At 48.8% G+C, this 25,027-nt stretch carries 15 protein-coding genes and 1 pseudogene; 5 read left to right on the top strand and 11 right to left on the bottom strand.

Annotated features, from left to right (window positions below):
• Positions 1–285 precede the first annotated feature (285 nt).
• The 3 genes from Pan54_RS16130 to proB all read left to right on the top strand — a co-directional run bounded on the left by Pan54_RS16130 (position 286) and on the right by proB (position 4,031).
• Positions 286–1,806, top strand: a complete 1,521-nt coding sequence (locus Pan54_RS16130; protein ID WP_146504456.1) for an aldehyde dehydrogenase family protein — start codon at positions 286–288, stop codon at positions 1,804–1,806.
• 33 nt (positions 1,807–1,839) lie between these two features.
• A complete protein-coding gene (locus Pan54_RS16125; RefSeq protein ID WP_146504455.1) occupies positions 1,840–2,580 on the top strand; it encodes a hypothetical protein in 741 nt (246 codons plus the stop codon).
• A 236-nt stretch (positions 2,581–2,816) separates the two neighbouring features.
• The gene (gene proB / locus Pan54_RS16120) at positions 2,817–4,031 is read left to right on the top strand and encodes a glutamate 5-kinase (protein ID WP_146504454.1); all 1,215 of its coding nucleotides are present in this window, start codon (positions 2,817–2,819) and stop codon (positions 4,029–4,031) included.
• Positions 4,032–4,492: 461 nt separating this feature from the next.
• Here the strand turns inward: proB and Pan54_RS16115 are convergent, their stop codons facing one another.
• From Pan54_RS16115 to Pan54_RS16090, 6 genes are all read right to left on the bottom strand, one after another.
• On the bottom strand, positions 4,493–5,833 hold the full coding sequence (locus Pan54_RS16115; protein WP_146504453.1) for a hypothetical protein: 1,341 nt from the start codon (positions 5,831–5,833) through the stop codon (positions 4,493–4,495).
• On the bottom strand, positions 5,833–7,515 hold the full coding sequence (locus tag Pan54_RS16110) for an ABC transporter permease (RefSeq protein WP_146504452.1): 1,683 nt from the start codon (positions 7,513–7,515) through the stop codon (positions 5,833–5,835). Before Pan54_RS16110 ends, Pan54_RS16115 begins: the two co-directional genes overlap by 1 nt.
• 108 nt (positions 7,516–7,623) lie before the next feature.
• Positions 7,624–8,556: an ABC transporter ATP-binding protein gene (locus tag Pan54_RS16105; RefSeq protein ID WP_146504451.1), complete on the bottom strand. Its 933-nt coding sequence runs from the start codon at positions 8,554–8,556 to the stop codon at positions 7,624–7,626.
• A gap of 556 nt (positions 8,557–9,112) precedes the next feature.
• Entirely contained in the window at positions 9,113–9,574 is a 462-nt protein-coding gene (locus Pan54_RS16100; protein WP_146504450.1) for a hypothetical protein, read from the bottom strand.
• Positions 9,575–9,729: 155 nt separating this feature from the next.
• Complete coding sequence (locus tag Pan54_RS16095) at positions 9,730–10,137, bottom strand: Minf_1886 family protein (protein WP_146504449.1); 408 nt, start codon at positions 10,135–10,137, stop codon at positions 9,730–9,732.
• A gap of 190 nt (positions 10,138–10,327) precedes the next feature.
• A complete protein-coding gene (locus tag Pan54_RS16090; RefSeq protein ID WP_146504448.1) occupies positions 10,328–11,233 on the bottom strand; it encodes a hypothetical protein in 906 nt (301 codons plus the stop codon).
• 579 nt (positions 11,234–11,812) lie between these two features.
• On the opposite strand from Pan54_RS16090, the gene Pan54_RS16085 reads away from it, so the two are divergent.
• On the top strand, positions 11,813–14,416 hold the full coding sequence (locus Pan54_RS16085; RefSeq protein WP_146504447.1) for a PVC-type heme-binding CxxCH protein: 2,604 nt from the start codon (positions 11,813–11,815) through the stop codon (positions 14,414–14,416).
• Positions 14,417–14,521: 105 nt separating this feature from the next.
• Here Pan54_RS16085 and hisS read toward each other — a convergent pair whose 3' ends face one another.
• Both hisS and Pan54_RS16075 read right to left on the bottom strand, forming a co-directional pair.
• Positions 14,522–15,841, bottom strand: coding sequence for a histidine--tRNA ligase (hisS, locus tag Pan54_RS16080; RefSeq protein WP_390621950.1), 1,320 nt, complete (start codon positions 15,839–15,841; stop codon positions 14,522–14,524).
• A 218-nt stretch (positions 15,842–16,059) separates the two neighbouring features.
• Positions 16,060–16,488 (bottom strand): YkgJ family cysteine cluster protein, encoded by a 429-nt coding sequence (locus Pan54_RS16075; protein WP_146504446.1) that lies wholly within the window; start codon positions 16,486–16,488, stop codon positions 16,060–16,062.
• A gap of 480 nt (positions 16,489–16,968) precedes the next feature.
• Between Pan54_RS16075 and Pan54_RS26690 the strand changes: the two are divergent.
• Positions 16,969–17,679 (top strand): annotated as a pseudogene (locus tag Pan54_RS26690) (hypothetical protein); the annotation flags it as partial.
• 338 nt (positions 17,680–18,017) lie between these two features.
• Here the strand turns inward: Pan54_RS26690 and Pan54_RS26685 are convergent.
• The 3 genes from Pan54_RS26685 to Pan54_RS16055 all read right to left on the bottom strand — a co-directional run bounded on the left by Pan54_RS26685 (position 18,018) and on the right by Pan54_RS16055 (position 24,157).
• The gene (locus Pan54_RS26685; protein WP_146504444.1) at positions 18,018–20,318 is read right to left on the bottom strand and encodes a protein kinase domain-containing protein; all 2,301 of its coding nucleotides are present in this window, start codon (positions 20,316–20,318) and stop codon (positions 18,018–18,020) included.
• A gap of 218 nt (positions 20,319–20,536) precedes the next feature.
• Positions 20,537–21,166, bottom strand: coding sequence for an RNA polymerase sigma factor (locus Pan54_RS16060; RefSeq protein ID WP_146504443.1), 630 nt, complete (start codon positions 21,164–21,166; stop codon positions 20,537–20,539).
• A gap of 348 nt (positions 21,167–21,514) precedes the next feature.
• A complete protein-coding gene (locus tag Pan54_RS16055; RefSeq protein WP_146504442.1) occupies positions 21,515–24,157 on the bottom strand; it encodes a HEAT repeat domain-containing protein in 2,643 nt (880 codons plus the stop codon).
• Between the last annotated feature and the right edge of the window lie 870 nt (positions 24,158–25,027).

The following is a 25,027-nucleotide window of genomic DNA, read 5'->3' as shown; positions in this document are numbered from 1 at the left end:
TGTCACTAACTATCGAATGTTCGAAAAGGAAGTTCACATCAAAAGGTGATAATCAACCCTTCAATGACAACTTCATTGTAAAGAGAAGATGAAGAGATTGCCAAACCGAACGCTGTTCAAAAGACGAGTTCTCAAAGGAGATCCTGCAAATTCGCCTCGATATGGCAACGCGATTTCTCGGAAATGTACGTCTACCTCTTTGTTCGGCATCGCCAATCATTTATGCTACCTTATCCTGTATATGATCGATTCCAATATCGCTTTCTAACTGAAACTTGAAATTCTATGGCGACTGCTTCCGTATATTTGTCTGGCGAATGGAAACCTTCTTCAGGCTTAAAGACATTCCAGGCGCACAATCCGACAACTGGGGAAGTGATTGGAGATCCATATCCGATCAGTAACTGGACGGATATGGAGCAGGCATTGCAGTCCGCGTCCGAATGCGATCTCATCACACGTGACTGGTCCGGGGATCGGTTTGCCGGTTTACTCGAGGCTTATGCCAGTCAGCTGGAAAATCGGGGGGATGAAATTGTAGAGCAGGCGAACCTCGAAACCGCCTTACCCGTCACTCCTCGACTCAAAGGTGCCGAGTTCCCTCGAACACTCGCCCAGTTGCGAGCTGCCGCCCAGGCTGCCCGATCAGGTGAATGGGCTATGCCAGTGATTGATCAGGCAAATAATATCCGTTCGATGTATCGCTCGATTGGTCCTGTGTTTGTCATCGGACCGAATAATTTCCCTCTCGCGTTTAATGGGATTTCCGGGGGAGACTTTGCCGCTGCGGTCGCGGCTGGAAATCCCGTCATCGTCAAAGCTCATCCTGCACATCCTGGCACAACTCGACTGATGGCCGAATGCCTCGTCAACGCCTTGATGGCTGTGAATTTCCCGGCCAACTTTATTCAACTGATTTACGAAGTCGCACCTGAAGAGGGATTGAAAGCGATTCGGGATTCTCGAATTGCAGCTGTCGGCTTCACTGGATCTCAAAAGGCGGGAATCGCCATCAAAGCCGCAGCCGACAAAGCTGGAAAACCTGTCTATGTGGAGATGTCGAGCATCAATCCTGTCTTTGTCTTACCGGGAACTCTGGCTGAAAAATCAGATGCGTTTGCCGAAGAATTCACTGGCAGCTGTCTGATGGGAAGTGGTCAGTTCTGTACAAATCCGGGTCTGGTAATTTTACCCCCTGGAAACGAAACCGCAAAATGGATTGAGAATGTCCGCGATCGCTTTGCCAATGCGAAATCTGGACCATTATTAACCGAAGGTGTCAAAGATTCTCTGCTGGACAGTATTCAGAATCTCGTAAAGGGAGGTGCAGAACTGTTAACGGGCGGTCATGCGGCCAAAGACATTGGCGGTGCTGCTCAGAATACATTGCTGTGCGTCGATGCCGAGAAGTTCCTCGCCGATTCAGATCTGTTCCAGCAGGAAGCATTTGGGAATTGCAGTCTGATCGTCAAGACAAGCGATCCTGACCAGATGACAGCCATCGCTCAATCACTCGAAGGACAGTTGACCGGCTGCGTTTACCTGACTGATCAACCTGAAGATGAAGCGATTTATCAGCAGCTCGAACCAATCTTGCGCAGGCGTGTTGGCCGCTTGATCAATAACAAAATGCCAACCGGAGTTGCCGTTTCACCTGCAATGAACCACGGAGGACCATTCCCGGCTACGGGACATCCCGGTTTCACCGCCGTGGGAATTCCCGCTTCGATTCGCCGATTTTCCATGTTAGAATGTTACGATAACGTGCCAGAGCATCGTTTACCGATTGCTCTTCGCAATGCTTGAACATAACCATCCTGAATCGCAGGGATCACAACTATGAACACCGCTCATCATTTTCGCAGTCATGTAACGTTGTCTGTCGCATTCATGGCAGCAACCTGTCTGTTTTTACTGGATGTGACAACTGCCTATTCGCAGAAGTCAGGTTCCAGCAGTAAATCGAGTCGCAACAACGCCGCCAATGTCACGATTCTTGATCAGCAGGCCGAACAGGCGCATCAGGATTTTCTGGAAACGTCTGCGGATCTCGCTCGGGAATACGAAGATCTGGGTGAGCTGGAAAAAGCGAAAGGAATTCTCCAGCAAATGCTCAAACTCGCTCCTGACCTGAAGCAGGTGAAAGATAAAATCGACTCTCTTGAAGAGGCACGAATCGCTGGTAATGAAGCGATCCTGGAAGTCGATGCCAGTCAGAGTTGGATCCCTGCCAATGTCGGTGTCACCAAAGGCAATACAATTCGATTTGAATCCAACGGGGAATTCCGCATGCTTGTTAATCAAACGGTCGGGCCAGATGGAGTCGCTTCTAAAGACGTTAAAACCGACCTGGCAGCCGGTGTCCCCCTGGGGGCTTTGATGGGTTTGATTGTCGATGCGAAAGGGAAATCGAGCGATCCATTTTCTATCGGAAAAAGCGGCGAAATGAAATCTCCTCAGGATGGTCAACTCTTCGTTCGCGTGAATGTTCCGCCTCAAAGCAAGTGTATCGGCAAAATCAAATTGAGAGTGACGGGTGATATCATCGTGCCAAAGTCTGAGACTTCAAGCCGTCGATAATCGATGAACTTTTTATTATCGACTAAGTGGCATAACCACAACAATCTTATGGGCGTGGAGATTTGCACAAAGCATCAGTAGAGGACGGCATTCGTTTGGCAAGTCGGTTAAACTCCGATATCCATAGAGTTTATGCCAGCTGATGCAAATAATGTTCTTCCGGGGAGCAAGTATTAGACGTTCTGAATTCCTCATTTTCTCACCTCTTTCAAACATCTTCAAAGAAGACCTCAGGGATGAACAACCCAATTCGTAAGGAGCTGGCTGAGTCTGCGCGGACCTTTGTCATCAAAATTGGCACGAATGTGCTCTCCGATGAAAAACAGGCTCTCGATCCTTCCCGAATTGCAGCACTGGCTGAGCAGGTCAATGAAATTCGTGCACGAGGTAAACGCTGCGTATTGGTTTCGAGTGGTTCCATAGGGGCCGGGATGAGACTGCTGGGGTTGAAGGAACGTCCTAAAGATCTTCCTCATCTGCAGGCCGCTGCTGCGACCGGGCAGGCACATTTGATTGGACTCTATGACCAGGCCTTTCAGAAGCATGGTTATCGAGCGGCTCAACTCTTGTTGACTGCCAACGATTTCCGGAATCGCTCCCGGTATCTGAATGTACGAAACACTTTGCACACACTTTTTGAATATGGATGTGTGCCGATTATCAACGAGAACGATACTGTCAGCGTGAATGAAATCGCGACACCATTCCCAACAGCGATGCGATCCGATATTGAGTTGCCGCATTCGGTCCGACAAACCCCCACACATGCCGGAACAAAATTCAGCGATAACGATCAACTCGCGGCCATGGTGACTAATCTTCTCGACGCCCCTCTGCTCATCATTCTTTCAGTGATTGAAGGATTATTCGATGGCGATCCCCGAGATCAAAACAGCAAATTAATTTCGAACGTAGAAGACTGGGACGATAACCTGTTCAATTGCGTTGGTTCCTCACGAAGTTCCGGCGGAACAGGCGGAATGCACTCGAAATTGACCGCGATCAAAAAAGCGGTTTCTGTCGGAGAGAATGTGATACTTGCCAACGGGGAAGATAATCATGTGCTGATGAAAATTCTGAACGGTGAAAATGTCGGAACCGCTTTTCTGGGCCGAGGTAAATTCATGCCGGCCTGGAAACGCTGGATTGGGTTTACGATCAATCCCCGAGGGAGTTTCGTTGTCGATGATGGAGCCCGCAGAGCGATTGTCGAAGCGGGGAAATCGTTATTGCCAATTGGAGTTCGAGAGATACGCGGCGTTTTCGATGTCGGCGAGGTCGTTTCAATTAAAACAGCTGATGGAGCCGAATTCGCACGCGGGTTGAGCAATTATAATTCTGATCACGCTCATCAGTTGATTGGTCAACGCTCCGAAGAGATACGGACGAAAACAGGAACGCTTCCCTTCCTCGAAGTGATTCACCGAGACAATCTCGTGATGCTTGATTGATTTACAATTTCGTGATTTACGGAATCTAATAAGAAAGAGCGTTTATACCCCAGTTTGAAAGCCACTGGAAGCCCCCAGGTTACCAAGGTAATCAATGGGTTATATTCTATGAAACAATGTGGTGAAATTGGAAATTATTTCCAGGATCAAATTCCAAGGGAACTCTAAACGCTCATGAAAAAAAGAAGGAATCACGCAAAGACGCAAAGTCGCAAAGATGCTTCAAAGACATCGATTATAAATTCTTTGCGGCTTTGCGTCTTGGCGTGAAACATTTTTTTACAATGAAAATACTGATCTTTCAGATATTGTTTTAAGTCGTAGAATCTCGCTATTTCAAATTAGAAAGCGTATTATATGACCCAATTTTCAACTTGTCGTGAACCTGTAGCTCAATTAAAAAACCACGGGAGAATGATTCTTCTCTCGTGGTTTTATTGTCCTTGGATCAAATTAACCGATTAGCCGCCGTAAAGTGAGCGGAAGAGATCCGAGTACTCCTGAGCTTCGCCGGGATAAGAATCCCAGAGGCTTTTCAGTGGGAAGTCCGCAGGGATTTCTTCACCCTGTGCCTGCTTACAACCTCTCCAGATCACAACCGATTTAAGACACTCTTCGCGGAAGTTGTCTTCCTGTTTCAACTCGGGCCATTCCCCCAGGATTTTTTCCATAGTGGTCATCCCCTGAGTCAGCAATCGCTCGGCTTCGTAAGTGTCCTGGCGATCAATAAAGGCTCGTTTTCCGAGAAACAGATTGCGGTGAGCTTCAATCGTTTCCGCTTCTGATTCCACGCGGCACAGCAGTCGCCAGTAACGATAGTTGGACATATTCTGACGACGGTTCACCCATTCATGTTTCTGCTCCAGAGAAACTTGATCGCCTTCTTCGTGGATAATCGCTTCCAGAATTTCATCATTGGCTTCGAGTACGATCGCCCCGGCTGGAGTCATAAAACGTTCTGAACCCCAGTCTTCGCGGAGTTCAGTGGATGCAACTTCCCATGCCTCTCGAATACGCTCAATTTCATCGAACTTTCCTTCTTCCTGGAAGGTGTTCGCATAATCGATTTGAGAACGAACCGGATAAGAGCGGAAGAGCACTCGGGCTAGTCGACTTTGTGATACGCCGGGTTGAAGCTCAACTTCGTTGGCTTTCTCAAACCAGTCCTTGGCCGCCAGATAGTTATCTTTTCCGTCGGGATTGACTTCAGGATCGGGACCACCACCTTCTCGGTTCGGGTCGTCAAGAAAGTAGCGACGGAAGAAGAGTTTTTCATCCGCCCGGCCAATCTTCTGTCCCAGAATTCGGCCACTTTCCCAATACAACTCGGGATATTTGTAGTTGCGATCGCTCCCTCTCATCATGAATTTGGCACCCTCTTTGACCCATTCATAACGGTCAGCGACGCCATCCCATTCCGCGGAAACATTGTAAGCCAGATTCCAACCCTGGAATTCCCACACCTGCTTGAAGTGAGGCTGCAACAGGACAATCGAATCGACAGTTGCACGTAAGCCAGCCCAGTCTTTTTGCGATTTCTGTTCGACAGCCTGTGACCACAGCATATTGGAGGCTATTCCCCGTAGTCCCAGCAGAACCAGGTTCATTGTTGCTGAGGCAGGATCGACATTTCCCAGGCTGGTTTCACCCAGGTCGTACTTGCTCCGCAGTTGAGCCAGTTTTCCACCCGAGTTCTCATCCTTACCGTTGCCCGGGGCTCCGAAATAGACGATCGGGGCCAGCAGGAGCACGATGATGATCAGATAAACCAATTTTCGCTGTTGTGATGAAATTCGGTTCATTATTTCGCTTCCATCTCTCTTAATTGCATCGAGAAGTACCCGAGGATTAAACAGGGAATCACAAAGGCCAGCGTGACGAGAATACTCGGCAGCAATGAGGCCTTCCATGGGACATCGAAGCCGTTAGCGACGAAAGGAACCATGTTATAATACTCAAATTGAGGGAATAAATATTGGACAGTCCAGAGGAAACCGAGTGCCGCCTGATCGACGATCGTCATGATGGTTTTTAAGGGGCCATCATCAATACTGACAGACGGATTCAAGTGCATAAACATACGGTAAGCCGACTCAAACGGGCCGCCGCCTTCACTGGTTCCGATTGCCAATGATTGCATCAGCTCACTGAAGCCTGATCCGATAACCAGCATTCCGAAGGTCAGCAATGTGGCGACCGGCCCCTTCACAAAGCAACTGGCTGTCACTCCGAGAACGATAATCAGCACCATTTCCAGCCAAATCCCAAAGATGGCCTTGAAAAACGTGATGTAGAATGGGCGATCGGGCATGCGAATGAACAGGTCGGGACGAGCCATTCCGAGGAATTGTCCCGGGTCCAGGCATTGCACTTCAACGGTGATATCTCCACCCTTGAGAAGTTCATCGAAGATGTTGACCGATTTGACTTCGTTCGTGTTTTCTTCGCGATAAGTCACTGTTTCGATGGGGTTGCCCTCTTCGTCAGTGCCCCCGAGAATAATCGTTTTATCGGCTGAACGGTTGCTGAATTCCTTAACCTCAAATGTCTCCAGAGGGACTCTCAATCCAGATTCATTATTGACAATTGTAATTCGGCACAGCAATCGTTTTTCGATATCTCCCTTATGAGTTCGGAACGCTTCGAAATTGTATTCAATCCGGAATTGTCCGGCTCGTTTGGCAGCAGCGACATCAATATTGTCGAAGTCGTAGAAAGTACGGGATTTGGTTCCCCCTTCAATGTAACTTCGGAATTCCCAGACATCTCCCACGTTCGTCGCGGCTGAAGCCGGGTTCTGGGGATTGTTGGGATCATCAAAATCAGGACGGTCTCCAATGCGATTGGAGTAGGTCATATCCCCGTAGACAGGAACGCGACCGACCAGTTCAGATTTCGCTGCTTCGGGCATTTGGCCAACTGTCCACAGATAACCTACACTTCCCATGACCAGCAAAATGACAGTACCGACAAGTGTGAAGCCGAAGAAACGCCCCAGCACAACTTCATGACGGCGGATTGGTTTCGTCACGACGGTATGCAGGGAACGGTTTTTGATATCAGCCGGCAATCCCCAACAGGAAAGCAGGAGAATGACCGGGAGCGTCAGCCACGAAATCGCTGTCAGGACAAATTTGACATAAATTTTTAATTGCAGATCGGCTCGATCAACAGAGTCTCTCAGGAACCAGCCAGCAAACATGATAAGAATGGCGAACACAACGAAGACAAACAGTGCCTTCTTTCGAGCCGACTCTTTCCAGGTCAGTTCGGTAATCGCCCAGACACGCCGTGGCGAAGTGTGGGCAAAATCGACCAGAGCCTGCCACAATGTTTTGAAAAACAGGCCAGGTCCACGTCCACCATATTGGATGAGGGCCAGAATGAAGGAAACGATGAGCGCAGTCAAAGCAACGCCGCCGAACACTTTTAGAAAGTGTGTCAGCCCTTCGAGAAAATCAAATCCGACAACGTCAAAGGACATTGTTCGCGTTACTCCACTAGAGAATCATCGAATAGAAAAAATCACAGTTGTCATATTTTGCGACGATTGAGTGACCAGACGCTCGACTCGCCAATGTTACAGCCAGACTTATGTCGCTGGCTTTTCTTCGTTATCCAGAGGCGACTCGGCTTTGTCGTCTGCAGACACGAATCGCTTGCCCGGCTGTGCCTGTGAAATCTGAACCGTTTTCAGGAACAGATCTTCGAGAGTAGCCGTCGGACGGTCTGCAGAAATAAATTCCGCATTGTGCTTGACCAGAACCGCTTTGACCTCATTTAGTGCTTCATCACTCAATGTCGAAGTCAGAATCTGTTCCTGCTCTTTCGATTTGAGGAGTTCATCAACTCGGCCCATGACCTTCAATTCGCCGCCATAAAGAATGGCGATGCGGTCACAAACATCCTGCACATCGGCCAGCAGGTGGGAACACATCACAACCGTTTTCCCCTGATCCCGCAGGTCGAGAATCATGTCTTTCATGTCTCGGGTTCCGATCGGATCCAGACCACTGGTCGGTTCATCGAGCAGAACCAGATCGGGATCGTTGATCAAAGCCTGGGCCAGCCCGATACGACGGGTCATCCCCTTGGAATACTCTTTGAGCTGACGTTTACGGGCGTGTTGCAGGCCGACTCGTTCAATGAGAGCGTCTCGTCGTTTTTTACGTTCGTCACTCGAAATATTGAACAGGCGACCGTAAAAATCGAGGGTTTCGTCCGCATTCAGGAAGCGATACAGGTACGATTCTTCCGGCAGGTAGCCGATTTTTTCGTTCTTTTCGACGTTCGAAGCGGGCTCGCCGAACATACTCACATCGCCGGTTGTCGGAAACAACAGACCGAGCAGCAACTTCATGGTTGTCGTTTTCCCTGAACCGTTTGGTCCAAGTAAGCCAAAAATTTCGCCTTTTTTGACGTCCAGACTCAGCGATTTCAGAGCCTGTACTTTCTTACGGCCCCAAAAATCACGATAGACTTTGGAAAGATTGCGAATCTCAATCACATTTTCCGGTTGATTCATGCCTCAAGCCTTACCCGTGTTCACTATGGATGAAAAACTAAATGATCTCTGAACTGAATTTCTCTCGGCTTTAGCCGTGAGAATCGAGCCATGAACTACGGACTAAAGTCCTGACGCCCATATGCTCTGAAAAATTGTATGAGTAACAGGAATAGTGCAGCATTCCAGCTTAGATTTCGAGTTCTGATCCGCGAATTCGACGAAAGAGCAAGCACTTTCGTTTACCTTCGAGATTTTTCAACCCGCATTCTTAAAGGGAACATTCCAATAGTCCTGTTGAAAATCCATCTTCCGCAAAATCCCATCACATTCCTCTAGTGGGATTCGTCTTTGAAGAGATACGCAGAACGCAATCTTTTTCAAAAACCCTGAAGAAAAAGAGGTTTTCAAGCGATTGAAAACGATCTCTCCAGTCTAAAATGCGTCCTGAGTATAAGCAGACCCTAACCACGATACGAGCATTCGAGCAGAAACGTTGGCGAATTCATGAGATTTTCAAACTGAAAAACGCACAATCGGTATCGTTGGTCTGAATTGTATTGCCCGCATCAGTCATTTAATGCGGTAGCGACGATACAATTTCCTTGACCTCTGCTCTCACATCGGGCCGATCGGGATAATCGATTTCAACGGTTTTCGGCAGCGGTGCAGGAGCGATTCGCCAGTTTCCGTCAGCATCTCGCAGAATTGGCAGAATCCGCTGCATCTGTGGCTGCCAGTGAGGACTGGGCGGCAGTACTTGAAAAGTGGTTTCAGGCTCGACATCGACTCCCTGCCGGGTAAAAAGCACTTCATTGACGCCGATTGTGCCCTGAATATCGACAATCTCTGCAGCAATGACTGCATCCGCTCTCATAATCTGGACACGATTGAGCGTGACGGGATTGGCCGTGAACAGGGAAAGAATTGCCAGTGAAATAAGCCAGCAGATGCCCAGCAATATCGCCAGATAAAAAGGGAGAGCATGCTTCTTTGAAGCCGTCGGAGTAGCCTGCGTTTCGACAGCCGCCTGATTCATTGTCGATCTGGTTCCATAAGAGTGATCTTCAGGCAAGCCGAGTCAGGATGACTCTGGTTTTCTCACGATCATTGTGCCTTGGTAGAACATACAGAGCCGTGGGTGAATCGAACCCACCCGAGTCATCACTGACTCGGCTCGCCAATACCTGTTATTTATCGGTGGGATTTGAATGCTTCGCTCAGGTCGAGAACATAATTATTATCGAATGCATCTTTGAAGTGAAAGACTTCGACAAAATCGCTCAGCTGATCGCGTTCTGTCTTTTTCATTTCGCCTCGTTCGATCAAGTCGAAAACAATGCGACCGAAATCTTCAGTGGAACGAACTCCCCAGTTGCGAAAGACGGTTTGAGTCAGTAAACCGTAGCGTTCCAAAGCCAGCAAGCGGATGCCTTCGAGTAATTCAGTCCCGGAAATATGAGCTGAGTCTCCGGTCATGCCGTCGATCAGTCGGTCACGGTCGAGCATATCCTGAGTGTAACGCAAGGCGTCGAAAACAAATTCATACGCATTTCGATGATACGGTTTTTTCAGACTCAGTACATCGCCCGTTGTCATCATGAATCGTCCCTCGATACAGATATTTTCAGTTCAAAATAGAAAAAGATGTTCTGAACTTCTCGATATCTTATTCTTGCAATTGAATTCCCAAAAATCCAGAAACAACTTCGTGTTATCGCCTGGTATCCCCGAATTTTTATGCGTTTTTCTCTTAAAGAACCATGATCAGGTGACTTTGAAAGAACTCAACTCACCTGCTGCCAGTCGGTTCCATCGAAGTTTGTGTCAATTCTTTGTATCCACGCAGGCGGGGATCAAACGGATCTCCCTTCCATAACACACCCACAATTCCCTGATCGGCATTGCGGACGACGTCCTCAAAGACATAAACCGTTTCGTTATTCCCACCGGTTTCCACATTGCCACCCGGATGAATCAGTCGAATCGCAGTCGGAAGATAGCTGCGGGCATCGAGCATGACCTCGGCCTGTTGCCAGTTCGCAGCATCCTGTTGCCAGAGAGGCTTCACTTTCAGGTGAATAATTCCACCTTCCAGATTGTGCCGTCCACCAGTGGCGGGGGTATGCAAAGTGATGTTATATCGCATCAGCACTTTTTCTTTGGAGATTCCAAACAGGAATGGGAGAGGGCCATCGACAATGTTTTCACCCTGAGAATCAACCGGAATTGGCAAACGCTGATATTCTTTGCGATCTTCATCGATGGCAAAGACCTGCTTGCCGTCGCAAATCCAGCGTTCCGGCTTATCTTTCTGAATCGCGTACTGTTTGCCGTTTCGTGGACGTTTTTGTCCTTCCTTAAAGTTGGAAGGTGCCTCTAAATCAATACGCCCCTTATCAGGAGCTTCATAGTAAAACTCCCCTTCCGACCATTTCTCGACCAGGAAGACATGGTCGTAGATGTATCGTTTATGTTTGCCTTCGAGTTTTTTGGTGAAATCCCCCGCTTTTTCCCAGTTATTGAGAATATGATCCAGTTCTGGATTGAGGGCCTGATTGATCGGTGCTGCTGGTTTTGGATTGGCAGCGGGTTGTCCATTTTGCGCCAGAACGTCAGAGGGAGACGTTGAGGAAATAACAAACAGGCACAGGGCGACTGAAGAAGGCAAAGTCACGTTGAAGCGACAAAATTTCATGAGACGACATCCTTGTCGGTCGGGGATCGGGTCTCTCAGGAGAGACAGTATCAACAGTCAGAGCCGTTTGCTCCTTGAATGCCCCGGATGGGCATCTGTTGTCCTACAAATACAGGTTTTTCACTAGGGAGATCGAAGTAAGATCAAATCGAAAAGACTGAAAAGACAGGATTCAGTGACGATTATCACGCCGACGAAGCTCGGAATTGGAAAATGTACCATCTGTTGTCAGTTGTGCAAAGATCGATTTTCTTCGGGAAATATGGATAGCAATACACAAACTGGGAAATCGAGGGTATTGCAATTTCTCTATTTCTTTCCTGTATAAACATGACCAATGAAATAGACCAAATCACTCGTTTTATGACACCGAATCAGTAGAGATGGTTGCCTTGGCTGTTCTTATCTGGAATAATTGATGCGATGTCTGCTGGAATTTACGTCAAATTGCCTGATACATTTGTAAAGACAAACTCGAATGGCAGGCACAAATCAGAGCATCTTTTCAACATCGTTTGAAGATGACCTGCCCCGCAAGCCTGCCCGACATAACTCTTCACCTTATATTATGGAACGAATATGAAATTACGTCACCTGATGACTGCGATGTGCTGCATCGCTGCCTTAGCCGTCACAGCAACCGCGGCTGAACTGGAACTGAACAAGGGGGATAAAATCGTCCTCATCGGAAACACGTTCGTCGAACGGATGCAGGACGCCAATCATTTTGAAACACTGCTCTATGAACGATTCCCTGAACACGATCTCGTAATTCGAAATCTGGGATGGTCGGCTGACGAACTGAAATTGCGACCTCGGTCCCAGGACTTCAACGATCACGGACATACCCTTGAAGATCACAAACCCGATGTAATTATCGCCGCATTCGGATTCAACGAATCCTTCGCAGGCGAAGCGGGACTAGAGAAGTTCAAACAGGACCTGACTTCAGAAATCAAAACCTGGACGACCACCAAATACAATGGAGAATCTGCTCCTGAAGTGCTGCTCTTTTCGCCGATTGCCAGTGAAAATCTACCCGAACGGAATCTGACAGCTGGGGATCAGAACAATAAGAACATCGAACTCTACACCGCAGCCATGAAAGAAGTGGCTGAGCAGACTGGTGTTGGATTTGTCGATTTGTATCATCCCTCATTACGATTGATGAATGCCGCCAAAGAGCCGCTCACCTTCAATGGAATTCATCTGGTCGAGAGTGGCTACAAAAAGCTGGCCCCGATCATGATCGATCGCACCTTTGGCAAAAGCGAGGCTTCCTCGAAAATCGAGCAGGAAGCTTTAAGAGAAGCCGTTGCCGAGAAGAATTTGCAGCACTGGTACGATTATCGAGCCGTCAATGGATTCTATATTTATGGGGGACGCAAAAAGCCCTTCGGCGTCGTCAACTTCCCTGCGGAGTTCGAAAAGCTCCGTAAGATGGTCGCCAACCGCGATGCTCGTATTCATAAAATCTGTAAAGGGGAACAGGTTCCCGATGAAATCGACGACAGCAACACGGGCGACTTTGTCGATGTTGAAACGAATATCACATTCGATCTGACAATCACCTCACCTGAAAATTCACTCGCCACTTTCAAACTGCCGAATGGTTTTGAAGCGAATCTGTTCGCCTCAGAAAAGGATTTTCCAGATCTCGAAAATCCCTGCAAATTCACCTTTGACGGCAAAGGCCGTCTGTGGGTTTGTACGATGCCAACTTACCCGATGTATCTGCCCGGGAATCCTGTCCACGATAAAATTCTGATTCTCGAAGATACCGACAACGATGGCAAAGCCGATAAGCAAACCATCTTTGCTGACGGACTGCATCTTCCAACCGGTTTTGAACTCGGAGATGGTGGAGCCTATGTCGCTCAACAACCGAATTTGGTTTTCCTGAAAGATACCGATGGCGATGACGTAGCCGATACCAAAGAAATCGTCCTGCACGGTTTCGACACCGCTGACTCTCACCATTCGATTTCTGCTTTCACCTGGGGGCCGGATGGCGCACTGTACTTCCAGGAAGGAACATTTCATCATACTCAGATTGAAACCCCTTACGGCCCCACTCGTTGTGTGAACGCTGGTGTTTATCGTTATGAACCCCGCACAGAAAAAGTGGATGTCTTCGTCTCCTATCCGTTTGCCAATCCCTGGGGACATACCTTTGATGAATGGGGGCAGAACTTTGTCGCCGACGCTTCAGGCGGTGCCAACTATTTCGGAGCGGCTTTCTCTGGCGATGTCGATTACCCCAACAAGCATGGTCGCCTCAAGCAGTTCCTGACTAAACAGTGGCGCCCCACTTGTGGTTGCGAGTTTGTCAGCAGCACGAATTTCCCAAAAGAAATGCAGGGCGATTATCTGCTCAACAACTGCATCGGCTTCCAGGGAACACTGCAGTACCGTATGAAAGACGAAGGTTCCGGGTTCCATGCCGATCCTGTCGAACCGTTGCTGCAATCTTCCGACCGCAACTTCCGTCCTGTCGACTTGCAGTTTGCTCCTGATGGTTCTCTGTATGTGCTGGACTGGTTCAATCCGCTCGTCGGGCACATGCAGCACTCGGTTCGCGACCCAAACCGCGATGCCAAGCACGGTCGCATCTGGCGAATTCGTAACACCAATAACGAACTGGAAACTCCCGTCGTTGTCTCTGGCAAATCGGTTCCCGAATTGCTCGAACTGCTGGACAATCCTTCCGATCGTGTTCGATATCGCGTCCGACGGGAATTGCGACTTGGCGAAAGTCAAGATGTGATTGGTCAGGTTGATCAATGGTTGAAATCGCTCGATAAAAACTCCGACTCCTTCGAGCGGCTGCAACTGGAAGGCCTCTGGGTTCATCAGCAGCACGATGTCGTCGACGAAGCCTTACTCAAGACGGTTCTGCAATCCAAAGATCCTCGCGCACGAGCAGCGGCTACGCGAGTCTTATGTTACTGGCAGGATCAAGTCGAGAATCCACTGGAATTGCTGACCGCTTCCGTTAATGACGAGCACCCACGCGTGCGACTCGAAGCCGTGCGAGCTTTAAGCTTCTTCACCGGAGACGATGTTCTGCCCGCTCTCGATCTCGCGGCTCAATCATTGATTTACGATCAGGATGACTATCTCGAATACACCCTGAACGAAACCATGGCAACGCTCGATCGACGCTTGAAAGCGATGGAGTAACGGGTCGAGGGGCCTGAGATCAGGGTCCAGACCACATTAATCTTGTTATCCTGCAATGCTCACGCTTGTCGTGGGCATTGTTTTTTTAACAATACTCCAGCCACATTACAGAGTATTCAACTCCGCTTTCACTGTCTCAGCAAGATGATCAGCCGACACAGTCAACTGATTTCCCGTTCGCAGGTTTTTGAGTTGCCAGACATTTTCTGCCAGTTCGTCTTCGCCGGAGATGAGGGCCAGCGGAATTTTCTTGCGGTCGGCGTATTTCAGCTGTTTGCTGAGGGCCTTAGCTTCGGGATAGACTTCGCTGGCGATACCAGCCTGGTGCAACTGGCGGCTGATTTTCTGATAGTCGGCCAGTCGATTTTCGACAAAACGCAATACGAGAATCTGTGATGTTGTCGCGACTTCATCAAGTCGCTTCATTTCATCCAGTGCAGCTAGTAATCGATCTAAACCGAGACTGCCGCCGACTCCGGAGAGTTTCTGTTTCGTGTACAAACCCGCCAGGTCGTCGTAACGTCCTCCTGAGGAAATGCTGCCCATGTCGGGGAGATCGGTCAGGAAGGTTTCAAAAATCAGGCCCGTGTAATAGTCGAGTCCCCGGGCAATGGAAAGATCGAGCGACAGACGATTCGTTGCGATGCCAATGTTCGAGCAGGTTTGGGTAATTTCCTGCAGAGCCGACCAGGCCTGCTGTCCGAGTTCGGAAGAACTGATCAAACTGCGGGCTTCTTCCAGAATTGCTTCTGGTTCTCCCTGAAGAGCAGCCAGTTTTAGAACCTGCTCGGCTTTGCCGGACTCTACTCCAGTTGTGTCGACCATTTCCTTGATGACGGCTTCTTCTCCGATTTTGGGAAGTTTATCGAGCGCCCGCAGCAGTTCTTTGGAATGTTCGAGTAGACCGAGTTGTTCGAGCAGACCGTTGAGCAGTTGTCGGTGATTGATGCGAATGGTGAACTCGCCGATACCGATTTTATCGAGCAAATCGTGAACGACGAGAATCGTTTCGATATCCGCTGCGAGGGAATCGGTGCCAATCGTATCGAAATCGCATTGGACAAATTCACGAAAACGTCCGCGAGCCGGGCGTTCACCGCGCCAGACCGGGGCAATGTGATAGCGTTTGAAGGGAGTGCCGAGGACGCCGATGTTTTGAGCGGCGAAGCGGGCGAAGGGAATCGTCAGATCGAACCGCATCGCGACATCCCTGCCGCCCTGATCTTCAAACCGATACAACTGTTTGTCGGTTTCATTCCCCCCCTTGCCAAGCAGGATTTCTGTATATTCCAGGGCAGGGGTATCAATCGGGCTGAAGCCGTATTGGGAATAGACTTCCCGGGCGGCTTCAATAATTTGCAGCCGGGGAATCATCATGGCGGGGAGGAAGTCACGAAACCCACGCAGGGTTTGAGGTTTGATAATGGGTGTGCTCACGGTGATCAATTCGGTTGTTGGTAGATTTTTATATACGATTTAAAAGTCAGAGATAAATCGATCTTAGGAATTCTATTCCAGGCGGCCTGGGAGATCCACTTCAGTGGAAGCCCTCGAGGATGTCGATTCGGGGGCTTCTCTTCGAGAACGCCCCGCCACCCACATTCGTATTTGGTTGACACAAACACTGGTCAACCGTTCGCACTTCAGGCAATGATAGGCAATTGTGTGGCTGCTCTTCGTGAACGTTTTTTCTTTTGAGGGAAGCGGGCTTCGGTATATTCGCCCATCTGTTCGGCTGTTTCGAAAAGTTGATCGTAACAGCCTTCGCCGTCGTATTCACAGTTGTCGGTAGAATAATCCCGGCAGATTTGTGGGCGGGTTTCGTAGATGCCGCAGAGGTTGTCGTCGCGGAGTTTCTTGCAGGTGGTGTGGACCATCAGATACCAGGTTTCTTCATCGACAAAAATCGAGACGTTATCGTGGAGCAGATACCAGCGAAGATTTTCGAGTTCTTCTCGCGAATCGGGCGTATCGATCGGTAAGGCAAAATAGCGACAACATTTCGCGGTGCAGTGATCGCAGAGAAATTCGCCGGGTTTGAGATCCTCGCGTGAAACTCGCTTTTTTTCCATCAATGTCTCCTGGAACCGAAAATTTCGGCTATTTGAAATCGTGCGTTTCTGCAGTTTTATCGGAAGCGATTGCTAACAACAATGTTCACGAAGCAATCAAGTGGTTCGAAAAGGCAATCTGACCTGAGTTTCCGCAGATTTTCGTGTGGATTTGCGTTTGAAGTGAGTGGAGACCAAAATTGAATAGCAAATACTGTTCATATGAATCGACTCATTATGTGCAATGTGTGTAATGTTGAAAATCGCCATGTGAATCCACTGATGCGTAGTAGACTTCCCTAGGAAACCAACGGACTTTCGAATTATGATAGGGAGAGATTTGATAATTTTGAGAGAGTTTCTGATTTTCCATGTCCCTCGGAATCAGAAAATTACGCTTTGCCTGTCGCAGAGGTATCGAAAAAATTCAGCGTCAGTGCTCAATCGACGCGATCTCTGTGCCTGCATTCCTAACTACTGATATCAAAACCTGTTAGATTCATGATGAATAACCCCACAACCCGCCGTTGGCTGGAGCGGATGTTGCAGCGATACCTGCTGCCAGGCATCGCGCTGGTTTACATCATTTCCGCATTCTATCCCCAATTTGGCATCTGGTTGCGAACACAGTCGTTCGGTGAGGGGGGACTGGGCTTTGGTCAAATTACTGCGGTCAACCTGCTGTTAGCCGGGTTGTTGTTCAATACGGGGCTGGCAGTCCCCTTGAAGGAACTGCTCTGCCTGACCCGGCATCCGAAACTGGTCGCTCTGGGGCTTTCGATCCGAATCACATCGAGCTTGTTGATCATTCTAATCGCGATGGTCGGGGGCCTGCTGTTTTCTGGTCATGTCTGGGATTCGATACTTCTCGGATTGATCCTGATTGCAGTGATGCCTGTGGCCAATTCCTCGGCTGGCTGGACGCATCATTCCGACGCGAATGTCGGTTTGAGTATGTGGCTGATCCTTTCGAGCGTTTTGCTGAGTCCACTACTTGTCCCTGGCTTGCTGGATTTGTCGAGTCAATTTGTCTCTGCAGAGATTGTGAAAGATTATCAGCAACTGGCGGGTGGTTATGCCGGTTCGTTTGTGATGATGTGGGTCATTATTCCAGCCGTGCTGGGAGTCCTGTTCCGCACACTGTTTATCAAGGAATACGGCCCCCGTTTGAAGCTAACCGTTAAAGTGATGACAAGTTTGTTTTTGTTGATTCTGAATTATATCAATGGGTCAGTCTCGCTGCCGGGACTGCTCAATGGGGGGCAGAATGGATTGATTTTGCTGGTCGGTTTTTCTGCCAGTCTTTCCTGTGGACTTCTGTTTGCGGCAGCCTGGATGGTCTCAGTAATCTGTCAACTCGCTAAACGAGATCGGCTCGCGGTTATGTACTCGACCGCAATGAGCAATACCGGCGTCGCTCTGGTGCTGGCCACAACGGTTGCCCCCGAATTAGTGGTTGTCCACCTGATGGTCATCTTTTACACACTGATTCAACATATTATCGCAGGAGTGATCGATGAACTGGTCGTAAGCAGTTCAAAAAGCCAGTCTCACTCACTCGATAAACCCTGCACAATCACCAACCAGCCAGTATTGAACGACTTGGAAGAGCGGCCGACAACGCAAACCGGCTCGCAAGCAGCGACGTATGATGGGGAAGTCATCACGTCGAAAGGGTCGACATAGTCGTCGATCAACAGCACATCGGTGGTCGATGCGGCGAACCCTGCTTCGTGAATCTGTTCGATGCGTTGCGATCTGTGATTTTCAATTGTGTTCAGTTCATCCTCGGTCAGACGTGGAATATCGCTCAAATTGGGATTCAACTTCTGGAGCATCGCTTGTAAATCCGGATGCTGCAAAATCATTCCAAATTGCGAGTTTTTATCATTTTGGGAGCCACGCATATTCACGAGCACAGAAATTTCATGCATGAGCCGCCCCTCGGCTTCATCCTGCAGAACGGCAAAGCGACCAAGTTCGACAGAATAGCCAAGCACACCCAGGAATTGACGCTCCCCACCTCGATTGCCTGTCGACCAGATTGGAATCGAAAAAGCGACTTTCAAGTCGGCGGTATTGCTACTTTGATAAACCGTAGAAAGATTGATGTCTTCAATATGCGGTGGAGATCCCTGCTCACCGACAATCAGGTCGTTTCCATTGCCGTGAAAATAATCTCGATGAGAGTAATTCGAGCCGATACTGTCGTAAATTGTTCCGGTGTCATCTTCAAGCGGATAGCGTGCGATTTGCACGCCTTCGGCGTTACATAAAAACCAACTGGAGGCTTGCGTCGCTTTTTCCTGCGACTGGGCCTGTTTTACCAGCCATTGCTGAATGTCCTCCCATTGAGTGGGATCCATTTGATTTCCAGGCCCCTGCATTTCTTCAAGCAGATGCTGAGAGTTGGACTCGATTTCGAGTATTCGCCACGCATCGTTAATCTTCAAAGCCATCGAAGTCGCAGCCGAGCGGGCTGCAACCTGGAGTGAACGATTTCGCATGAGAGTCGCCTCATGCCTGGCATACGATTCCCGATTGGCCAACTGGCCCATGATTCCTGCAAAGACAGTCGAAAACAGAATCAAAACAATCGCACTGATTATGAGCACGCGAGACACACCTCGATGCCGCCGCATTAACCGTGACACTCTCCGAGATAGTGGCTCTGCATAGGCGATCACTTCTTCATCGCCCAGATACCGTTCGAGATCTTTGGCCATTTCTTCAGCGGAGGAATAACGATCTTCCGGTGCCAGGGACATCGCTTTCAGGCAGATCGCTTCGAGAGCCTTGGGAATCCACGGGCACAAGTCGGTCGGCTTGCGAAATTTGCCACGAATAACAGATTCACGAATTTTCGAAAGACTACTGTCTGGCGGGAAAGGTGGTCGTCCCGTTATTAATCGATAAAGCGTTACACCAAGTCCGTAAATATCCGATGATGGTCCGACATCTTCGGCTTGGGCGTGCTGCTCAGGGCTCATGTAGATCGGCGTTCCCCCGGTTCCGCCAGAAGCGGAGTCACCACCGGTATCGGAAAGCGGTTTGAGAGATTCTTCGCCCACCGATTTCGCTTTTCCTTCGCTGCCAACATACTTGGCGCAACCCCAGTCGAGCACGACCGTTTCGCCATACTTTCCGAGCATTACATTACCCGGTTTAATATCGCAGTTAATCACCCCGCGAGTATGGGCATATTCAATTGTATTACAAACACTGACAAACGAGCTGAGCAGCTTGCGAAAATCGAGAGAGTGCTCCCGAGGCAGTTCATCTTTTTTTAAGCGGGTGTGATAGTCATCAATGAATTGCTGAAGCGTTTGTCCCTCGACCATCCGCATCGCGTAAAACGGAACACCATTCTCGGTGAGTCCATACCCATGGACCGGTGCAACGCCGGGATGATCGAGACGGCTGGTGATCTCTGCTTCGACTCGAAACCGCTGAATGTCGAGTGGATTATGTCGACGTCGTTCACGAATAAATTTGATGGCGACATCGCGATGGAGCTGTTGGTCAAATCCTCGAAAGACAATCCCGAGTCCACCATGGGCATGATACCGGAGCCGACTGGCATCACATTTCCATTGAATCTCTTCGGCAGGTTTCAGTTCCGGAGCTCCATCAGGATCGCTCAGCTGAGTCATCTCGTTGGGTTTGAGCTGATTAGCAACCTGGGCAAGTTTTTCCGTTTTACTGACAAATTCCGCCAGGAGATGCGGATAATCTCGACAGATGATTTCCGGAGCCGGACGCTCACCCTGTTCTACCATCTCTTCCCAGGCATCGAGAAGTAAATCGATGGTTTTGGCGTCGGAATCTGGAACTTTAAATTCTTCATTCATAATCGCAGCCAGAATCCCCAATGCAATACAATAACCTGCCGATGGGTTAGTGGAACAAACCCGATCGTCAAGAAATCAGTGTCTATTTAAGACGACCACTCAAACAGCCTGTCACGACATCAACTGGAAACGAGACAATCCCGTACAGAATACGCTATTAGAGCAGGCTTGTCCAAGTGCGGGTTCACTTTGGTACGCTGTCAAAAATGAAGTTCTGCTCATTCGATACCGGGAGGTCCGCCATTCATCTTTTCTGCTAGTTGCAGTTTGGCATCCCGCCAGCGACGTTTGACCTGTCGGACACTGATCCCGATCACATTGGCGGCTTCTTCCTGGGACAGTTCGTGATACCACAGTAGATCGAACATTTCCCGGCTCTCTTCAGGCAGAGATTCAATCGTCTTGTGCATCTCTGTCCACTCTGCCACACGGCTTGGATCACACGTTAATTCCGCCCCGTCCAGGAGGTTGGGGGCTTGGCTTTGATCTGCTCTTCCAGGGGGCATCGTCGCGTGATTGGCTCCGTGTCCCTGTGGTCCCTGATAATGCCGAGCCAGATCGAGCAGCGTTTCGCGAATTTTTTTAGCGGCCAGCCGAAAAAAATGACGAGCATCATTCAATTCGACACTATGCAAAGCTTCATAGAGCTTCATGGATGCATTTTGGAAAACGTCGTCTGTCTGTTCCCAGCGTGCCACTCCCGGATAGGACTGTTTGATCCGATGAGTCAGGCGCATGAGCCGATCGCACGTTAAGTTTAGTAACTCACCGCGTGCTAAAGAATCCCCGGCATTCAACCGGGCAATACAATCCTCCACACGAGCCGTTCCCGTCGTTTGATCCGACATGCGATACCTCAAAATTGAAATTCGATGCACAAGATTCAGACAAGACTGCCTGATGCACCTATTATTGCCAATCCTTTGCTCCTGATAAAGTCAGTTCCGTTGTAAACAGTATTCTCTGTTCGTCGACAATTATCCAGCCTTGATTGGGAATACTTTCCCAAATTGCCCTCCATATGAAAATGGGATCAATTTCAACAGCATACTAAAAGTGAGCGAAGTCATTTGGGAATTGGGAATACACAGTTTGGGTGGCACGACCCAGAACGAAGTGATGGGCGTGGTGATCGCGCCCTTCGCGATGCTCAGGGACGTGCCGCCCATTCGAGCTTTGCAAGTAACTTTTTGAGCTTATTTATTCGACTTCGATTGCTCTAACCAGACAGACCATACCTTCATGCGTTCATCATAGTTGCTCGCTTTTGATAAATCTGGTTGCTCAGCTTCGGGGATAATTCGATTCAGTCCTTCCAGAATAACACGTTGCACCTGAGGATCGGTCTCTGTCCAGCCGAGTCGGATGAGAGGTTCGCTGAATTCGCGATCGTCCAGTTCCGAGATTCTGGTCACGACTTCACGTCTTCGTTCCCCATCTGGAGAATAAGCGAGCTTGATCAGTTCTGATTTCCCCTGAGAGTCATCTAAACGTGCCAGCGCAAGCAGGACTTCAAGCTCGATATGCCCGGGGACAGTTCCGAGTAAGAGACGCAAACCGCTTGGTAAAGAAGATGTCTCAGATGTGGAAAGACCATCGATCACAATCGGATTGCGACAAAAACCGGCCGCTCGAATGGCTGCCACCTGCACCGCTTGATTTCGTTCCTGCAATAAGGGAATCAGCAATGGAGCTAACTGTGGCAGACGATGCTTCTGAACATACTGGCACCCCAGAATGCGAACATCGGCCCAAGGATGCAGTAGTGCAATTTCGGCGACATGCCTGGATTGTGGTGTCGTATCATTTGAGATGGACGCGAGAATCGCACGACAGACATGCGGATCCTGTTCGTTTTTGAGTTGCTCTCCCAAAAGTCGAATCGTCCACTCTGGCAAGGTTTCCTGAGTTGCGATTTCAACAAACTGACGAGCCGCCCGACGTCGCTGTAATAATTGATCGGAGTCCAGATTTTCAAACGGTTCGCACCCTCGGCAGGGAAGTTTCGATAATTTAATAGCCAGCGGCTTCAATTCTTTCGTTGCCAGTCGATCCAACTCCCGATTCAACACGACAGGCGAACGTTCCGCGGTTCGTTGCAGGTCCTGTTCGATTTCCTGCTTCTCAATCCGACTGAGTTCTTCGTCGAGAAGTTGATTCAATTGAGATCGTACTCGGGTTTGTTGAGCATAGACATCTTCCTCCGGCTGCAGACGACTGGCATCAGCATGGAATACGGGCGTCTCATTCCAGGAGATCTCTGGAAGATGTTCAGATTGAATTTGATCGAGAATCTGACGCCGCTGTTCTTGAGAATCTTCAATGCCAGCGATCACAATATGAAAATGCTGCTCAAGCGATTCACGGGCCTGCTGTCGAGTCTGGAACATACCGAGATGAAATCCAGCAGCAAGGACAGGAAATGCGAGTTCCTTATCCCAGTTCTTGACGGCTTCGACAGCTGCCTGCTGAATTTCCGGATCTCGCTCTTTCACCAGTTTCAAGAGTGTGGTCAGGCTCGTTCGTGAAGGATGCTCGCCCGCAAATTTCGCCACCTCTAATCGAACGGAACGATCCTCGTCGTGGACCGATCGTTCCATAATCTCAGGATTTTGATAACTCAATGCCAGTAGCACGAGAGCCTTGTTCTGCCCCTGCTCCTGTTCGAGTCGACTTGTTAAAAACGTGTTCGCAGATTTTTCAGGCAACAATCCTAAACTGCAAAGCGAAGCCTGCTTGACTTTGATATCCACATGACTCAATTTTTGTGTCAGATAGGATTCTGCCAGAGGATGTCTGATCAGTGACAGCCATTGCCCGAAACGAATGACCATTTCAGGGGAATCATCCCAACGTTGTTCCCATAAAGTAACCGGCCAAAGACCAGCCGGGTCGGATGCCGCCACTTCCATTGTGATCGGCTTCGATGTGACATCCCAGTTTTGTGTGATCTGTTCCCGATGATGAATCGCATACACCAGACAGGCATCCATCACCGCAATCTGCATCAATTGTTGTGTCGCAGGATTCGAATTTCGAGTAAGGGACTCAGATAGCCCAGGGATTTTTCGAGGTGGAATTTCTCGAGCAATGCCAATCATCAATTCCTGTCGGACGAGATCAGGCAAATCTTCGTCCTGCAATGTCTGCCCTGGCTCACGATACTTTTTTTCAGCCACTTCATTTTGATTGTAAACGACATAACACCAGGCCTCAGCAGCAGCTGCCCGTTGTTGAATTGAAATTTTTTCGACAGGTTTTTCTGATTCAAGGGATGCGGTTTTTTCAACAGTCTCTTCTGGTAACTGCTCCTCATTGGCTGGATTATTCCTGGCGGACCAAAATCGATTCCAAAATGTCTCAGGCTCCACTGAAACGAACTCCGCAGTGTTCAAATCCTGTGGATTCAAGTTGATCTCATCACGAGTAATGCGGGCAAGTCGATCCAATCGAGAAGCATCCAGTTTGTCAGGAGCATGATACGCCAGCAAAATGCAAGCATTTCGACCGGAAGCATCATCGAAGGCGGACAGTGTCCACCACTCTGCCAATTGCTGACGAGTCGGTTTTTCGATGCGACTGTATACAGTTGGAAGATCCTCAGTCTCGTTTGTTGTGGCAGGATTGTGAGCACGTTCATTCTGAACGGTTTCTGGTCGCTCGAAATGCCAGCGAAATTGAGGAACTTGAGCCAGTTCGAGAATCGCACCTGGTCCTTCGAAAGGCTCCGGCCATGCGTTCTCGTATCGCCAACGCCCTTCTAATACCGAGGAATCTGGAACAACAGCAGGGACGAGTGGAGATTCGCTGATTTGATCGACGGAATCCGTTGCATTCACTTCTTTGATTGAACTTCTGAGCAAACTCAATTGACCGACAGGCAAATTCTGACATCCGAAAGACAGGAACAACAACAAGCAACCCGTGATCAACCTGAACCCAAGGAGGATGACTTTTGCAAAGTACGTACTGCGAACAGGACTGTATTGAAGTGATACAGAAAGAGGTCCCAGTGCAGGATGCGAACAGGACAAAGACATGATATTTGATTTGCAGGAAGGGATGGCGACGCCAATTGAGGAAAGAATAATGAGTTAAAGGTACCCCGAACGCTTTGAATTCGGAAGTGCATCTCAAACAAGGCCGTGGACCGTCGTTTGTTCAGTAAATAACCCCCTTGTTGACATCATTTTCAGGTCTCGATGCAATCTCTTCCCGGAATTCGCGATCGAATATTGTAATTTATTCAAGTTCCGAAGCGTGCGTCATGTTTTGATGACAACTTCATGACAACAAACAAGACATCTCACTCATCGCAATCCCTATGTTCCCCATCCCCAAATTTCTCCTGAACACTCTTGGAAATTTCTTAAGAACAGGTTCCTCGTTGTTGCAGTGATTACGGTTGAAGTCAGACCCGTCGCTGAATAAAAAACTTTGCGATAGATGCAAACACTTCGAGCTGTTCCTGTGATGAAATTTTATTTCATCTTTGATCAAATACGGACGGGGTTCATGCCCCTCGATGGACACTTTCTTTGGACGAACGATAACAAAATCGAATGCAAATTATTGAATGACATGGCATGTCATAAGGCATCTCTAAACGGGATGTAGGTCTAAAGAAAGATAAAAATGGACGGAATTTTAGAATTTTAAGTATGTTTTTGAAATTTTTTTTCTGACGTCTGAGTCAGTAAAATGATACG

Source organism: Rubinisphaera italica, assembly GCF_007859715.1.
Lineage (GTDB): Bacteria > Planctomycetota > Planctomycetia > Planctomycetales > Planctomycetaceae > Rubinisphaera > Rubinisphaera italica.
Note: the sequence above shows the minus strand (reverse complement) of the source record. Positions and strands in the feature narration are given on the sequence as shown.

What these genes read in the sequence shown, in the direction of transcription:
- Pan54_RS26685 (WP_146504444.1), bottom strand. Translation starts at nt 20,318, where the DNA reads ATGAATGAAGAATTTAAAGTTCCAGATTCCGACGCCAAAACCATCGAT.
- Pan54_RS16090 (WP_146504448.1), bottom strand. Translation starts at nt 11,233, where the DNA reads ATGAAATTTTGTCGCTTCAACGTGACTTTGCCTTCTTCAGTCGCCCTG.
- Pan54_RS16095 (WP_146504449.1), bottom strand. Translation starts at nt 10,137, where the DNA reads ATGATGACAACGGGCGATGTACTGAGTCTGAAAAAACCGTATCATCGA.
- Pan54_RS16110 (WP_146504452.1), bottom strand. Translation starts at nt 7,515, where the DNA reads ATGTCCTTTGACGTTGTCGGATTTGATTTTCTCGAAGGGCTGACACAC.
- Pan54_RS16125 (WP_146504455.1), top strand. Translation starts at nt 1,840, where the DNA reads ATGAACACCGCTCATCATTTTCGCAGTCATGTAACGTTGTCTGTCGCA.
- Pan54_RS16130 (WP_146504456.1), top strand. Translation starts at nt 286, where the DNA reads ATGGCGACTGCTTCCGTATATTTGTCTGGCGAATGGAAACCTTCTTCA.
- Pan54_RS16085 (WP_146504447.1), top strand. Translation starts at nt 11,813, where the DNA reads ATGAAATTACGTCACCTGATGACTGCGATGTGCTGCATCGCTGCCTTA.
- Pan54_RS16115 (WP_146504453.1), bottom strand. Translation starts at nt 5,833, where the DNA reads ATGAACCGAATTTCATCACAACAGCGAAAATTGGTTTATCTGATCATC.
- Pan54_RS16060 (WP_146504443.1), bottom strand. Translation starts at nt 21,166, where the DNA reads ATGTCGGATCAAACGACGGGAACGGCTCGTGTGGAGGATTGTATTGCC.
- Pan54_RS16100 (WP_146504450.1), bottom strand. Translation starts at nt 9,574, where the DNA reads ATGAATCAGGCGGCTGTCGAAACGCAGGCTACTCCGACGGCTTCAAAG.
- Pan54_RS16075 (WP_146504446.1), bottom strand. Translation starts at nt 16,488, where the DNA reads ATGGAAAAAAAGCGAGTTTCACGCGAGGATCTCAAACCCGGCGAATTT.
- Pan54_RS16105 (WP_146504451.1), bottom strand. Translation starts at nt 8,556, where the DNA reads ATGAATCAACCGGAAAATGTGATTGAGATTCGCAATCTTTCCAAAGTC.
- proB (WP_146504454.1), top strand. Translation starts at nt 2,817, where the DNA reads ATGAACAACCCAATTCGTAAGGAGCTGGCTGAGTCTGCGCGGACCTTT.